Annotated in this window: 15 protein-coding genes; 9 read left to right on the top strand and 6 right to left on the bottom strand. The window is 66.4% G+C overall.

Going from position 1 to position 13,440, the window contains the following annotated elements:
- Positions 1-4: 4 nt before the first annotated feature.
- The 3 genes from CF15_RS01975 to CF15_RS01965 form a co-directional block, all read right to left on the bottom strand.
- Positions 5-601 (bottom strand): hypothetical protein, encoded by a 597-nt coding sequence (locus CF15_RS01975; protein ID WP_058370295.1) that lies wholly within the window; start codon positions 599-601, stop codon positions 5-7.
- Between the two features lie 2 nt (positions 602-603).
- On the bottom strand, positions 604-852 hold the full coding sequence (locus CF15_RS01970; RefSeq protein ID WP_168371211.1) for a hypothetical protein: 249 nt from the start codon (positions 850-852) through the stop codon (positions 604-606).
- 83 nt (positions 853-935) lie between these two features.
- Positions 936-1,571, bottom strand: a complete 636-nt coding sequence (locus CF15_RS01965; RefSeq protein WP_058370293.1) for a hypothetical protein — start codon at positions 1,569-1,571, stop codon at positions 936-938.
- A 126-nt stretch (positions 1,572-1,697) separates the two neighbouring features.
- On the opposite strand from CF15_RS01965, the gene CF15_RS01960 reads away from it, so the two are divergent.
- The 3 genes from CF15_RS01960 to CF15_RS01950 all read left to right on the top strand — a co-directional run bounded on the left by CF15_RS01960 (position 1,698) and on the right by CF15_RS01950 (position 4,634).
- Positions 1,698-2,900, top strand: a complete 1,203-nt coding sequence (locus CF15_RS01960; protein WP_168371210.1) for a (Fe-S)-binding protein — start codon at positions 1,698-1,700, stop codon at positions 2,898-2,900.
- A gap of 117 nt (positions 2,901-3,017) precedes the next feature.
- Positions 3,018-3,308, top strand: coding sequence for a heavy metal-binding domain-containing protein (locus CF15_RS01955; RefSeq protein ID WP_058370291.1), 291 nt, complete (start codon positions 3,018-3,020; stop codon positions 3,306-3,308).
- Positions 3,309-3,461: 153 nt separating this feature from the next.
- A complete protein-coding gene (locus CF15_RS01950) occupies positions 3,462-4,634 on the top strand; it encodes an RNA ligase (RefSeq protein ID WP_058370290.1) in 1,173 nt (390 codons plus the stop codon).
- Here CF15_RS01950 and CF15_RS01945 read toward each other — a convergent pair.
- Together CF15_RS01945 and CF15_RS01940 are read right to left on the bottom strand one after the other, a co-directional pair.
- Entirely contained in the window at positions 4,631-4,855 is a 225-nt protein-coding gene (locus CF15_RS01945; RefSeq protein WP_058370289.1) for a hypothetical protein, read from the bottom strand. The two genes, CF15_RS01950 and CF15_RS01945, sit on opposite strands and share 4 nt — an antisense overlap.
- Positions 4,836-5,519, bottom strand: coding sequence for a hypothetical protein (locus CF15_RS01940; protein ID WP_058370288.1), 684 nt, complete (start codon positions 5,517-5,519; stop codon positions 4,836-4,838). The genes CF15_RS01945 and CF15_RS01940 overlap by 20 nt, the downstream gene beginning before the upstream one ends.
- Before the next feature lie 132 nt (positions 5,520-5,651).
- Between CF15_RS01940 and CF15_RS01935 the strand changes: the two genes are divergently transcribed.
- The 4 genes from CF15_RS01935 to asd are packed head-to-tail and all read left to right on the top strand — an operon-like array spanning position 5,652 to position 9,932.
- The gene (locus CF15_RS01935) at positions 5,652-6,431 is read left to right on the top strand and encodes an RNA ligase partner protein (RefSeq protein WP_083494434.1); all 780 of its coding nucleotides are present in this window, start codon (positions 5,652-5,654) and stop codon (positions 6,429-6,431) included.
- A gap of 39 nt (positions 6,432-6,470) precedes the next feature.
- On the top strand, positions 6,471-7,499 hold the full coding sequence (locus CF15_RS01930) for a homoserine dehydrogenase (RefSeq protein ID WP_058370286.1): 1,029 nt from the start codon (positions 6,471-6,473) through the stop codon (positions 7,497-7,499).
- Position 7,500: 1 nt separating this feature from the next.
- The gene (locus tag CF15_RS01925) at positions 7,501-8,877 is read left to right on the top strand and encodes an aspartate kinase (RefSeq protein WP_058370285.1); all 1,377 of its coding nucleotides are present in this window, start codon (positions 7,501-7,503) and stop codon (positions 8,875-8,877) included.
- Positions 8,862-9,932 carry an aspartate-semialdehyde dehydrogenase gene (gene asd, locus CF15_RS01920; RefSeq protein ID WP_058370284.1) on the top strand — a complete coding sequence of 357 codons (1,071 nt, stop codon included), beginning with the start codon at positions 8,862-8,864 and terminating at the stop codon, positions 9,930-9,932. Before CF15_RS01925 ends, asd begins: the two co-directional genes overlap by 16 nt.
- On the opposite strand, the gene CF15_RS01915 is transcribed toward asd, so the two are convergent.
- Positions 9,929-10,633, bottom strand: coding sequence for an ACT domain-containing protein (locus tag CF15_RS01915; RefSeq protein WP_058370283.1), 705 nt, complete (start codon positions 10,631-10,633; stop codon positions 9,929-9,931). The genes asd and CF15_RS01915 overlap by 4 nt on opposite strands.
- Before the next feature lie 131 nt (positions 10,634-10,764).
- Here CF15_RS01915 and CF15_RS01910 point away from each other — a divergent pair, with 131 nt between their 5' ends.
- The gene (locus tag CF15_RS01910) at positions 10,765-11,955 is read left to right on the top strand and encodes an argininosuccinate synthase (RefSeq protein WP_058370282.1); all 1,191 of its coding nucleotides are present in this window, start codon (positions 10,765-10,767) and stop codon (positions 11,953-11,955) included.
- An 84-nt stretch (positions 11,956-12,039) separates the two neighbouring features.
- Complete coding sequence (locus CF15_RS01905) at positions 12,040-13,437, top strand: lyase family protein (protein ID WP_058370281.1); 1,398 nt, start codon at positions 12,040-12,042, stop codon at positions 13,435-13,437.
- Positions 13,438-13,440: the final 3 nt, after the last annotated feature.

Here is a 13,440-nt window from a genome sequence, read left to right as displayed (position 1 = left end):
GGGCCTACACCTCCAGCACCCTGCTCCCACCGGGAAGGCGCAGCCGGTGGCTCATGGCTAGCAGGGCGGCGGTGTAGCCGAGGGCAACCAGCCCTAGGACACTATGCGCCTCCAGGAGCCCCGGCGTCTTGTAGGCGGCGGCCCCGGTGGCGGCGAGGAGTGCTAGCAGCAGGTCTCCGGTAGCCAGGAGTAGCTGCCTCGCCTCCCCGGGGCCTAGTGCTAGGCGGGTGTAGAGCCGCATACCCAGCAGGCTAGCGGCGGAGGCCAGCACCAGCCATGCTGCTATAGTCCTGGCATGGATCAACGCCTCCAGGACGCTGGGGGGCGCCGTGTAGAGTCCGCTCCAGGCGCCGGCGAGCACAAGGTGCATAGCCACGGCGGCGGCGAGCCCGAGGTGGAGCATGCTTGCCAGGAGGGCTGTCAGCAACGCTGTAGGATGCCCCAGGGCCGGGAGCACCAGGAGGTCGCGGAGGAGACGCCGGAGAGCCCTGGCCGCAGACCGGTAGCCCCTAGCCCCGCTTAGCCCTGCATAGGCTATAGGGAGCAGCGCAGCGGCCAGTAGGGCGGCGGCCTCGTAGGAGGCTGCCGGGATCGGGGCCACCCCTACCCCCTCTTCTCGAGCACTACGTAGAAGGTTCCCTCCCTCTCGCCCTTCTCGAGGATCCTCGCGATGCCTGCCTTCTCCAGGCTTAGGGCAGCCGCCTCGACTAGGCCGCGGTCCCCAGCCCTAGCCCTGACTACAAGCCTCTCACCGCTGGCTAGCGCCTTCAGCTTGGAGAGTATGTGCACAGTGTAGTCGCCGCATACCGTGGTCAGGGCTGTCAAGTCGAGCACTGCTTCTCCGCCGGCCATGCCCGCCCCCACTAGGCTCTTCCACAAGGCCTACTAATCTACGTAACTAGCGTATATTACGAGATAAAATTAAAAATATCTGGCTACCCCCACCACTCCGCTAGCTCCTCCGGATCCCTCGGCTCACCCACATGCACCCTGCCGCTGGGCGAGATGAAGGTAGGCACACGTCTCACCGGGATCTCTCTACCAGTGGCATAGTAGCCCTCGACGTTGACGACCTCCAGCTCAGCCGTGCTGCAGCAGAGTATATGCAGCGCGTCGTACAATGTCTTAGCGCAGGGTAGGCCCGGCACCACGTAGAGCCTGGCCCGCCCCTTCACGCCGCCGAGCCCCCTGCAGCGACCCGGCCTCCATGCCTCGGCGGATGCTGCGACAGCTAGCAGGAAGATCGGCTTGAGTATGTCAGAGGGGGCCCCGTAGAAGAATATCCTGCCCTCTAGGGTGCCGTCTATGCTTATCAGGGGCGGGGGTAGCTCGGAGCCCCAGCTACTCTTCTCAACGATCCTCGTTTCAACGCCCTCATACCTCTCCAGGAGCTTCTTTAGGTTATCGGCTTCAGCCCTGGCATACCTGGAGTTGTCGATCACTATGACGACCCTGGTGCCCTTCTCGGCTCGCCTCATGATCCTGCCTACTTCGTCTAAGGTAGGCAGCCCTGCTGTACGGAGGAGTACATCGGCTATTGCTGCTCTCAGTGCGGTCTCGTCGAGAGGCATGGTGCCCGCCCCGAAGTCTGAGGAGCAGGACCCTCATATATTTATTTTTGAATTTTATGAATATAAGTAATTAAATAATATAATGTGTTCTCGGGGCACCCGGGAAGCCAGGGCTGAGGTGTGGCCGTGATCCATAGGGATGCAGTGGACGCTATAATAGGCGAGGCAGAGGAGATAGCCCGGGAGGCGCTGGCAGCATGCACCCGGTGCATGATGTGCGCAGCAGGCTGTACATCCTACCGTGCAGTCCGTGATCCGAGGCTGGCACCGCCGCGGCGCCTAGAGGCTGCAGCACGGGTACTCCTGGAGGGCAGGGCCACGAGCGACGACCTTGTCTCGCTCTACACCTGCAGCATGTGCGGCGCCTGCACCCTCCTATGCCCCTTCGGCATAGAGGTCTGGAGGCTAGTCTACGCCGCTAGGGCGAAGCTCAGCCTGCAGGGCAGGGCTCCGAAGAGCCTTCAGCAGGTTGCCGAGAACGCCGCCGTCTCCGGCCACAGCTTCGTAGCTAGGCGGGAGGAGCCCCGCCGTGTCCTGGAGAGGGTGGCTAAAGAGGCAGGCGTAGAGCCCGGCAGCCCGGGCGACGTCCTCTACGTGCCCTCGCCCTTCGAGACCACTTTGTATCCGGAGAAGCTGCGGGAGGTTCTCCTCCTCCTCCGCCTCCTGGGTGCCAAGGTAACTGTATCGCCGGAGGCCCTCGACCTCGGGGGTAATGTAGCATTCGACGCGGCCAGGCCCGACGTGGGGCTAGCCCTGCTCGAGAAGGCTGTCGAGGAGGCTGAGAAGCTAGGAGCCAGGAGAGTCGTAGCTATTACATGCGGCGCCGACATAAAGTTCATACACCTGGCTAGAGCGTATGGGCTCGTCCCGGGAGGAGGCGTCGAGGTAGCTGACGGACTGGCTATGGTAGCAGGCCTAGCGCCTCGAGCCGGCCACGGTAATGGCGGCAGGGGCTCCATGGTCTTCACCAGCTGCGGCTTTTGCCGCTTTGGATACCGCACGGTCTGCCCCCTGGTGCTGAGACTAGCTGGCGCCGGGCAGCCGAGGGACAGGCCACCGTACACGCTCTGCTGCGGGGGTGGAGGTGGAGTCAACTACCTGAAGGAGGAGCCCTTCCCAGGCATCCGCGAGCGGATCTACAGGTGGAGGGTGGAGCGGATGCTGGAGCAGGGAGTCAGGGAGATAGTTACGCCGTGCATAAAGTGCTACACTGTATTCCTCCACGGCGCGGTACTGGCCGGTGCTCTGGGCAGGCTCCGCGTCGAGCTTCTTACCAGCCGGCTCCTGGAGCACGTTAGGGCTGGGGCTGAGACGGGCCCCGGCAAGTGATGAATGATTGTGGGCTCGTCTAACGTAACTTGACTAATTTAGCCTCCACCGGTGCTGTAGATATAATGAGGGTAAGGGTTTCAGTTCACCAACCAGCTAGGCTGGGGTGGTAGGGCGTTGACGGGGGATGTGCTCCTGCTATCCGTGGAGAGGGCCGAGGGCTACAGGGTGCGCGAGCTCAAGGGGCTAGTCTATGCTTCAAGGCCGATAAGCCTCACTGTAGCCGGCCTTGAGGCCGAGCTAGACGCTATAATGGAGCGTGTGAAGCAGGAGGCCCGCAAGCTAGGCGCAAACGCCGTCCTCGGCATCCGTATCGACACCAGGAGAGTCGTCGGCGTTGGCGGCGAGTGGGTGCTCCTCCTAGCCTACGGGACGGCAGCTGTACTAGAGAAGGCGGAGAGCCAGTAGCTCCCACCTACACGGTGATGGGCTTTTTCCCCTCATAGGCTATGCGCTCGGAGGGGCTTGCCGTAGGCCAGCGGGGGTCTCCGCCCACTGCGGGCTGCGGCCCCCGGTCTCCCCAGCAGCCCTCTCGGAGAAACCTGCAGGGGTGCAGCCTCATTGACGTGGATACACCGGCCGGAGCCCTGGATGCTCGACGTGGTAGCTGACGCCCTAGGGCTGCCCAGGGAGCGGGTGGAGGAGCTGGCCTCCCGGAGGACGCTCCGCTTCCGCGAGTTCAGGGGCCTCCTCTACGCCTCCCTCCGCCGGGGGGTGGCGGGGCACCATGAGGGCACCGCTGTGGTCTTCGGCAGGGGCTGGTGGAGGGTGGTTCCCGGCTACCCGCCGATACAGAGGATGGTCCTTCCAAGCGTCGCGCTTCCCCGCCACTTCCTGGACAGGGTTGTTGTGGAGGAGAAGCTCAACGGGTACAATGTCAGGGTGGTCCTGGTCGATGACAGGATACTAGCCGTTACGCGGGGCGGGCTGATCTGCCCCTACACTACCTCCAGGCTCGAGAGGCTCATGGGCGACAGGCTGAGGGAGATGCTCCGCGAGCTGGGCCCCGAGGACCACGTGGCGGCGGGGGAGGTTATAGGCCTCGAAAACCCTTACACGAGGTACTTCTATCCCGAGGCGCCCCGCTTCGGCTACTTTGTCTTCGACATCTTCCGCGGCGGGAGGCCGCTGCCGCCGAGGATGCGGGACGAGGCGGCGGAGAAGCACGGGGTCCCCCATGTCCCGGTGCTGGGGGTGCTGGAGAAGACCGATGTGGAGGCCTTCAAGAGGATAGTGGAGAGGCTTGACCGTGAGGGCCGCGAGGGCGTCGTGGTGAAGGACCCGGACTACCGGGTGCCCCCGCTGAAGTATACGACCTCCTCCACCAATATAGGCGATATAAGGCTGGGCATGAGGTTCTTCATGGAGGAGGGCTGGAGCTTCCTCTTCTCCAGGATCCTCCGCGAGATATTCCGGGTCTACGAGGAGGGGGTGGAGGGCCCGAGGCTCGACGCCATAGCCCTGGAGCTGGGCCGCGCCGCCCTCCAGCCGGCGGTGGAGACCGTCAAGAAGGTCGCCGGCGGCTACATGGTCTACGAGGAGTTCGAGCTGGAGTTCGCCGGCAGGGATGAGCTAGAGGAGTTCATGGACTACATGCAGAGCCTCGGGGTCGACGTCGTCCTGGTCGAGGCCAGGGAGGAGGGCGGGGTCCTAAGGGCCAGGATGAGGAAGATAAAGGAGACCTGGATACGGGTGCGCCGGATCCTCGAGACTGGCGTCTCCCCGATAGACTAGCCTACCGGGGTCCGGGTTAGCTCGCCGCCCCCGCCGCCGGGGTGCTGGCCGCACGACGCCCGAAGGTAGCCGGCGGCCATGTAGACTAGGAGCCCTGCGAGGACGGCTAGCGAGGCCTCCACAGTGTAGCGGCTCGTCCTAGGGTTGAAGAGGAGGGCCAGATAGGCTATGTAGCCCGCTAAGAGGGCTGCGAGTCTAGCCCTACAGCCCCTCCCCGGCACCCTTCCCCTCCCCGTCTACCGGCTCCACGGGCCCCGGGGCTGCCGCTCCCGCATCCTCCCCGGCCTCCGCCGGGGCCGCGCGGCTCTCGAGAGACCTCCTAAGCTCTTCCCCGGCCTCCTCTATGCACCTCAGCAGCCTCCCGTAGCTGGGGGAGGCTATTACAGCCGAGGCGCCGAGCCCGGCGAGGGTTATCGAGGAGACCGCGGCCACGCTGAGCCCCGGCGGGCTTCTGCACGCGGGCTCCGCCCCGAGGCTCTTGGCAAGCCTCAGCAGGGCCGCGGCGCCCCTCCTGGCGATGTAGTATGATAGTATTGAGGCTAGCAGCCCTGACACCCCGGCGCCTGCCGCCGCCAGGGGCCAGAGGCCCGCCACCTGCTCCAGCCCCGCGATGCTCTGGGCCACGAGGGTAGCGTCGGTGGCGCCCCGGGGCCCCAGCTCCGCCACGCCTAGCCTGGAGACGTGTGCGAGGGCCCTAGCCAGTGCCTCGGCGTAGCCCCTCGCCAGCATCCGGGCGGCGGCGGCGGAGACGGCTGAGGCGAGGGCCAGGTAGCCTGCGAAGTGTAGCACTAGCTCCCTGGCCGGAGCGGTGGCCACGGCCAGCAGGCCTATAAGGGTGGTGAAGGCTAGCGCCCCCTGCAGCGCGGCGAGCCTAGAGGCTGTCAAGGCTCCCCCTCCAGCCTTCCGGGCGCTGCGTCGGGGAGGGGAGCGGCTATAACACGTCGGCTCCCGCTTCTTGGGACAAGTGTTATTGGCTTGTCCTGCACGCCCTAGTGGGAGGGCTACGGGGCGCTGTTGATGTGTCCTCCCCGGGGGATCCTTGGCGGCGGCAGCGGTGGTGAGGCGATGAGGGAGAAGCTGCAGAGGAGGCTCAGGGTCTACGTGCTTGACACTAGCGCGGTCACAGACCCCCGGCTCCGTGCAATCCTGGGCGCGGGCAGCCTTGACGAGGCGGTGCGGGTGCTTGCCGGGATGCTTGCCGAGGCCCGGCTCGGCTACGGGCTGGAGATATACATGCCCCCGACGGTCTACGAGGAGGCCCGACGCTTCCTCCAGGCCAACGGGGTGACTATACAGAGCTTCGAGGCGCTAGCGACCTGGATAACCATAAAGCCGCCGGCGAGGCACGAGATAAGCCTCCCAGCGACGGTGCTCAGGGCCTACGTAGAGGAGATGCGCAACAGGGTGACGAGGGGCCTGCGGGTGGCGGAGGAGCATGTCCGCCGCGCCTTCGAGGCCGGTAGCATGTACCCGAGCGGCGTGGCCAGCAGGGAGGCCCGGAGGGAGAAGCTGGGCGCCCTGATACGGGGGCTCCGGGAGCGCTACAGGGAGGCTACCAGGCACGGCGTGCTGGACAGCATAGAGGACCTGGACGCTGTGCTGCTGGCCCTTGAGACCCAGGGTGTGCTGGTGACCAACGATGAGGGTGTCAGGAGGTTCGCCGAGATGCTAGGCGTGGTCTCGATAGACCCGCTCCGGTTCCTCAGCATCCTTCAGGGTCTCATAGAGCGGGCGAGGAGGCGCGCGGAGAGGGAGGCTGAGGCCAGCGTCGAGACCCCGGAGCCGGGGGGCTCTTAAGAGCCCCGGCGGCCTCGGGCCCACAAGGGTGGGCCTCCAGTGGCGCATACACTGCGCATCGGGCTGGCGGGCTTCGGCAATGTTGGTAGGGCGTTTACGCGCATGCTCGCCGAGAGACAAGGGCTTCTCGCTGAGCGCTACGGGCTCGAGCCGCGGCTCGTCTTCATAGCTGACAGCAGGGGCTTCCTCGGCTCCAGCCTGGGCCTCGACTGGGGTAGGGTGGAGGCCGCCCTCCGTGCGCCACGCGGCGGCCTCTCCAGGCTGGAGGGCGGCTTCGAGGGGAGCGTGGCCGAGGCCCTCGAGCGCTTTGATATCGACGTGCTCGTCGACGCTACTCCAAGCCGCTACGACTCGCCGGGCGAGGCCCTCTCCTGGTATGAGCGCGTCCTCTCCTCGGGCGGCGCGGTGGTGGCGGCTGACAAGGCTCCGCTCGCTACTAGCTGCAGCAGGCTCCTCCGGGGCTCCTGGAGCCGCCGGGTCTTCTACAAGGCCACCGTCATGGCGGGCACCCCTCTCATCGATGTGCTGCGCTGGGGGCTTGCGGGCAGACGGGTGAAGAGACTCCAGGGCGTGCTCAACGGCACCACCAACTACGTGCTAGGCCTCGCCGAGAAGGGCATGAGCTTCGAGGAGGCGGTGAGGGAGGCCCAGGCCAGGGGCTACGCCGAGCCGGATCCCAGCGCGGACCTCGAGGGCCACGACCTCGCGGCCAAGGCGGCTATAGTCTCCTGCACCCTGGGGACCCCGAAGACAGTGTTCGAGGTGGAGCGGCTGAACCGCGTGGACGAGGAGGCCTTCCGCCGGGCGGCGGAGGCGGCGGCCCGGGGGAAGAGGCTCAAGTACGTGGCGCTCGTCGAGCCGGGCGCGGGGAGGGCGGTGGTGGAGCTGGTGGAGGTTGGGCCCGAGAACCCGCTCTACAGGGTCGAGGGGGTCTACAACGCGGCGCTCATAGAGACCGCGGAGGCTGAGCCGATAACCCTGGTGGGGCCCGGCGCGGGCCCCTCGGCGACGGCCTCCGCCATGCTGAGCGACCTAGTCTCGGCGGCCTACGCGCTGGGGGTGGTGTAGTATGGCTAGAGGCCTGCTGGTCGCCAAGTTCGGGGGCTCGCTGCTCCGCGACGCCTCCGGCTACATCACTGCAGCGCAGGAGGTGGCTAGGCTCCGGCAGGAGGGCTACCAGGTGGTAGTGGTAGTCTCGGCTATGAAGGGTGTCACCGACGAGCTGATAGAGATCCTCGAGAGCCCCAGCGGCTGGGAGCCCAGGCTCAGGAGGATAATGGAGCGCTACTACTCCGCCGCCAGGGGCGCGGTGAGCAGCGAGAGGGAGCTTACCAGCGTGCTGGGGGAGCTGAGCAGGCTGTTCGATGAGCTGTTCAAGCTCGTCTGGGCGGTGAAGGTTATAGGGGAGGCCACCGGCAACGCCCGGGCAGCTATAGTCTCGTTCGGCGAGCGGCTCTCCGCCGCCCTCATGGCGGCGGCGCTCCGCAGCAACGGGGTTGAGGCCGTCTGGCTCGGCGGCCGCGAGGCCGGGATAATAGCGGAGGGTGACCCCTGGGAGGCGGTAGTCGACTACGAGGCCTCCGAGCCCATGGTGAGGTCTAAGCTCCTCCCGGTCATCGAGCGCGGCGTAGTCCCCGTGGTCACCGGCTTCGTGGCCGGCACCCGGGAGGGCCGTATAGTCCTCCTGGGAAGGGGCGGGAGCGACTACACCGCCACGCTGCTCGCCCGGTTCCTCGGAGCCGACGAGGTGGTGCTCTACACCGACGTACCCGGCGTCATGACGGCCGACCCCGGGAGGCTGAAGAACGCGAGGGTGATTGAGAGGCTCAGCTTCGCAGAGGCCATGGAGCTGGCCCTCCTGGGGGCTAAGAGGATGCATCCCAAGACCTTCGAGCCGGTCATGGGCACCAGCACCAGGGTCAGGATAACTATGCCCGGCTCCAGCCAGTCCACCCTGGTGGACAGCAAGGGCGGGCCGCCGCCCCTGAAGGCCGTGGTGGTGAGTGAGGGTATCTCCCTCGTAACAGTGGTAGGCGGCGGCCTCGTGGGGAGGATAGGCACAGCCGCCAAGATCACGGGAGTCGCGGCCAGGCTGGGAATAAACATACTCGCCATAATGCAGCCTATAACCGAGACGAGGGTAAGCCTCGCCGTTCGCCGCGACAGCGCCGAGAAGCTTGCCAAGGCCCTCTCCGAGGAGCTGGGCCACATAGTATCCGAGGTGGAGGTGGAGGACGCCTCAGCCGTCAGCGTGGTGGGCGACGGGCTCCGCGAGCCCGACGTCTCGGGCAACGTGGTGGAGAAGGCCGCGGGCCTCGGCGGGGTGAAGAGCATCCTCTGGGCCCCTGGCAGCCCGATACTCGTAACATTTGTTGAGCCCGACGAGTCCTGGGCTATAGCCGAGAAGCTCCACGAGGAGGTGGTCTCCCAGTGGCGGATCGACTAAGGGCGGCAGTCCTCGGCGCAACCGGGCTCGTCGGGCAGAGGTTCGTGAGCCTTCTAGCCCGCCACCCCTGGTTCAGCCTCGAGGCGGTCACCGCCAGCGAGAGGAGGGTGGGCAAGCGCTACGGCGAGGCAGTGGAGTGGTATATAGACGAGCCGTTCCCCGATGAGGCCGCTGAGCTGGAGCTGAGGCCCACCAGGCCGGAGGCTGTGCGCGACGCCGACGTGGTGTTTGTGGCTCTCCCCAAGGAGGTTGCAGCCGGGATAGAGCCCGAGCTGGCCCGGATGGGCAAGATAGTGGTGTCCAACGCCAGCGTCTACCGCATGGAGCCGGACGTGCCCCTGCTGAACCCCGAGGCCAACTGGGAGCACATACAGCTGGTCAAGGTGCAGCGCCAGCGCCGCGGCTGGAGCGGGGCGATACTCAAGGTGCCCAACTGCACCACGGCGGTGCTGACGCTCAGCCTCAAGCCTCTCCTGGACCGTTATGGCCTAGAGGAGGTCTACATGACCAGCATGCAGGCGATAAGCGGCGCCGGCTTCGCCGGAGTCCCCGGCTACGCTATAGTGGATAACATAATCCCCTTCATAAAGGGCGAGGAGGAGAAGGTTGTGAGGGAGAGCAGGAAGATCCTCGGGAGGCTTGAGGCCGGCGAGGTCAGGCCCGCAGGCTTCCGCGTGGTGGCCACCGCCACCAGGGTGCCGGTGCTCGACGGCCACCTGGAGAGCGTGGTGGCGAGGCTCTCCAAGGCGCCCGGCGGCGTCGAGGAGGTGGTTGAGGCCTGGGAGGGGTGGAGGAGCCTGCCCCAGGAGCTGGGGCTCCCCACAGCGCCGGAGAGGCCTATAGTGGTGCGCCGCGAGCCCGATAGGCCCCAGCCGAGGCTGGATAGGAGGACGGGCCGTGGGATGAGCGTGGTTGTGGGGAGGGCCTCGCTGCCCCTGGAGGGCGAGCCCCTGCTCCGCTACCTGGTGCTGGGCCACAATACCCTCCGGGGTGCGGCCGGCACCGGGGTGCTGATAGCGGAGCTCTACTACAAGCTGGTGGAGCAGGTTTTCTAGCCGCGGCCTCCCCCGGCCTCCTCTAGGCTCCTCTTCGCAACCTCAATCGCCTCGCGGAGGAGCTGGAAGGCCTTCAACGCGTCGTCTAGGCCTAGGACGAGTATGGTGTCCGTGTAGACGGACTCCACCTGGTATATGTTTATCCCGTTCCTCGCAAGAATATTGGTTATATGCGCCACGAAGCCCGGCGTCTCAACCACCTCCTGCGGGCTAACTATCACTAGCACCGCCTGGTCCGGGTAAACCTCTATGAAGTTCTCCCGGCCCACCTTCTCCTCTATGCGGCCGAAGTACTCGCTGCTAACCGTGACCGTTACGCTGGAGAGGCTCTGCATGAGGAAGAGCAGCCTGCTACGCCCCGCAAGCTCGGCGACAGCCTCCGCAAGCCTGGGCAGGGCGTGGATCTTCGCAGTAGCCACGGTCACCCCAGTGCGGAGCTCCAGCGCGCTCCTCGCCAGGATCTCCAGCAGCTTCCTCTGCGGGGTCCTCGTCCCCTGGCCCCGGAGCCTCGAGGCGTAGCGGACCAGCGCCGCCTTTATGGCCTCAAGGCTGGCGCTCCGCCCGACCTCTCTCTCCGCCACCGGCTTGATACGGCGGGCCAGCTCGGAGTAGTTGGCTATACCGCGGGCCAGGCACTCCTGGATGCAGGGATCGGCGTCCACCAACCTGCGGACTATCTCGGAGAAGCTCGGGGCCGCCAACCCCTCCAGCCCCTCCTGCAACACGCAGTGTCCTGTGTAACGGGTTCCGAGGAGCTTTATCCCTAGCGTGCACCGGCTAGTGCACGTAGTTTAATAGACAGTATCGGCCCAGGAGCCCGGGGGGCAGGAGCTTGAGGGTTGTGCTAGCCTACTCCGGCGGCCTCGACACCTCGGCTATACTCGCGCTTCTCCGGGAGCAGGGCCACGAGGTAATCACGGTCACAGTCTCGGTTGGCCAAGAGGAGGAGCTGCGGGGGGTTGAGGAGAAGGCCTATAAGCTCGGCGCCTACAAGCACTACACTATAGATGCCGTGGAGGAGTTCGCAAACAACTACATATCCATGGCAATAAAGGCTAACGGGCTCTACGAGGACCGCTACCCCCTCGGAACCGCGCTGGCCAGGCCACTGATAGCCGAGAAGGTGGCCGAGATAGCCAAGAGGGAGGGCGCCGACGCCGTAGCCCACGGCTGCACGGCCAAGGGCAACGACCAGGTCCGCTTCGACACAGTACTCCGCTACCACCTGGGCGACGACTTCAAGATCATAGCCCCGGTCCGCGAGCTTAAGCTCACACGCGAGAAGGCAGTCGAGATACTGAGGAGGAACGGCTTCGAGCCTCCAGGGCTCCACAAGACCTACAGCATCGACGAGAACCTGTGGAGCAGGAGCATAGAGGGGGGCCCCATCGACGACCCTCTCGCCGAGCCCCCAGAGGACGCCTTCGCCTGGACCGTGGCGCCGGAGAAGGCGCCCAACCAGCCCCTCTACCTCGAGATAGGCTTCGAGAAGGGCGTGCCGGTCTCGGTCAACGGGGAGAGGATGAGCCTGGCCAAGATAGTCTCTATGCTGAACAAGCTCGTGGGGGCGCATGGCTACGGTAGGATAGACCATATAGAGAACAGGGTGGTCGGGCTTAAGAGCCGCGAGGTCTACGAGGCCCCCGCCGCCCTCACGCTCATAGAGGCCCACCGCGACCTGGAGAAGGCCGTCTATACCCCTAGGGAGCTGAGGTTCAAGAGGCTCCTGGACCAGGAGTGGAGCGACCTGGTCTACCAGGGCCTCTGGATCGAACCCCTCAGGCTAGTGATAGAGAAGGCTGTGGATGAGCTCAACCGCTGGGTGTCCGGAGTAGTCAAGATGAAGGTGTATAAGGGTAGCCTCCAGGTCGTCGGCCGCTGGAGCCCCTACAGCAGCTACAGCCGCGAGGTCATAGACTACAACAAGGGCTGGTACCCGAGCGATGAGGAGGCCCGGGGCTTCATAACCATCTGGAGCCTCCACAGCCTAGCGGCCGCCAAGGCTCGGGGGCTCCGCGGCTGAGGGCTCCCGGAGTCCAGGCCTCCCGAACCCCCTGGGGGCGCTGCGTTGATAAGGGGGTAGCAGCGGGCGGAGGATGGTGGGTTATTGCCGAGGTATCGGGAGGAGGCCGGCATCGGCGAGGGCTCGGGCCTGGTTTACGAGTACACCACCAGCCTCGGCCACGACCATGAGATCTATAGGTATGTTGTCCGGGTCCTCCTCGCCCACACCCTCCACCTGGCGGAGCGCGGGATTATACCCCGGGAGGCGGCGTGCCGCAGTCTCGCCGCCCTCCTAGAGGCGCTCGCCAAGGATCCCGGCGAGCTCCTCCGGCCCGGCTACGAGGACGTGTTCGAGGCCCTCGAGGACTGGCTTGCGGCGAGGACCGGGGGCGCCTCAGCCTACATATGGATAGGGAGGAGCCGGAACGACCACGTATCGGCGGCTCTCCGCCTCTACACCCTCGAGCGCGTCGCCGAGACGCTCCGGTGGATCCTGGAGGCCCGGTCCAGGCTCCTCCAGCTCGCCGAGAAGTACCGTGGCGTGCCCGTGCTCTTCCACACCCACCAGCAGCCTAGCCAGCTGGCAACCCTGGACTGCCTCCTCGAGGCTTGGGAGGAGGCCCTCGCCTCCTCCTACCGGCTGCTGGCCGGCGTCCTGCCCCTCGTGGACCGGAGCCCCCTGGGGGCGAGCGCGGGGGCCGGCAGCCTCGCCGGGCTCGACCCCTCCGAGCTGGCGGGCCTCCTGGGCTTCGGGGGCGTGCTGGGGAGCAGTCTCTACGCGGCCGGGGGCAGGCTAGACGTGTCGGCCGCCGGGCTGGCGGCCGCGGCCTTCCTGGTTGAGGCCTCGAGGATAGCGGGGGACCTGATACTCCTCTCAAGCCCCTACGTGGCGGCCGCCCGGCTCCCCGAGGGCCACGTGGCGACGAGCAGCATAATGCCTCATAAGAGGAACCCCGCCACCCTGGAGGTCCTCCGGGCCCGGGCGGCGCGTGCAGCGGGGCTCGCGGCGGGGCTCCTCGCTGTGCAGAAGGGGCTCCCCTACGGCTACAACCTCGACCTCCAGGAGGCGAACCCGCTCCTCTACAGCCTTCTCCGAGACGCCTCCGAGGCTGCGAGGGTGCTGGCCGACCTCTTCTCCGGCCTAGAATTCGATACGGAGAGGCTCCGCCGGCTCTCCGAGGCCTACATGGCCTGGGGCGCTGAGCTGGCCGAGCTCCTCGCCCTCCGCCGGGGGCTGCCGCTCCGCGAGGCCTACAAGGAGGCCGCCAAGGCCATACGCGAGGGCAGGGGCCGCGAGCTGCTGAGAGAGCTGGGGGTCGAGGACCCCATGGAGCTTGTCGGGATGAGGCGCACCGGTTGCCGCGGCCCGGCCGACCTGGCGGGGGCTAGGGAGAGGCTGGCCCGCGACGCGGGCGAGCTGGAGGAGCTGGCCGGGAGGCTCAGCGGCTCGTGGAGGAGGCTTGTGGAGAGGGCGGAGGAGGCGGCCCGGGGATGCAGGTAGGTG

Source organism: Pyrodictium occultum (assembly GCF_001462395.1).
Lineage (GTDB): Archaea > Thermoproteota > Thermoprotei_A > Sulfolobales > Pyrodictiaceae > Pyrodictium > Pyrodictium occultum.
This window is presented reverse-complemented; position numbering and strand designations above follow the sequence as displayed.

What these genes read in the sequence shown, in the direction of transcription:
- CF15_RS01935 (WP_083494434.1), top strand. Translation starts at nt 5,652, where the DNA reads ATGTGTCCTCCCCGGGGGATCCTTGGCGGCGGCAGCGGTGGTGAGGCG.
- CF15_RS01970 (WP_168371211.1), bottom strand. Translation starts at nt 852, where the DNA reads ATGGCCGGCGGAGAAGCAGTGCTCGACTTGACAGCCCTGACCACGGTA.
- CF15_RS01925 (WP_058370285.1), top strand. Translation starts at nt 7,501, where the DNA reads ATGGCTAGAGGCCTGCTGGTCGCCAAGTTCGGGGGCTCGCTGCTCCGC.
- CF15_RS01965 (WP_058370293.1), bottom strand. Translation starts at nt 1,571, where the DNA reads ATGCCTCTCGACGAGACCGCACTGAGAGCAGCAATAGCCGATGTACTC.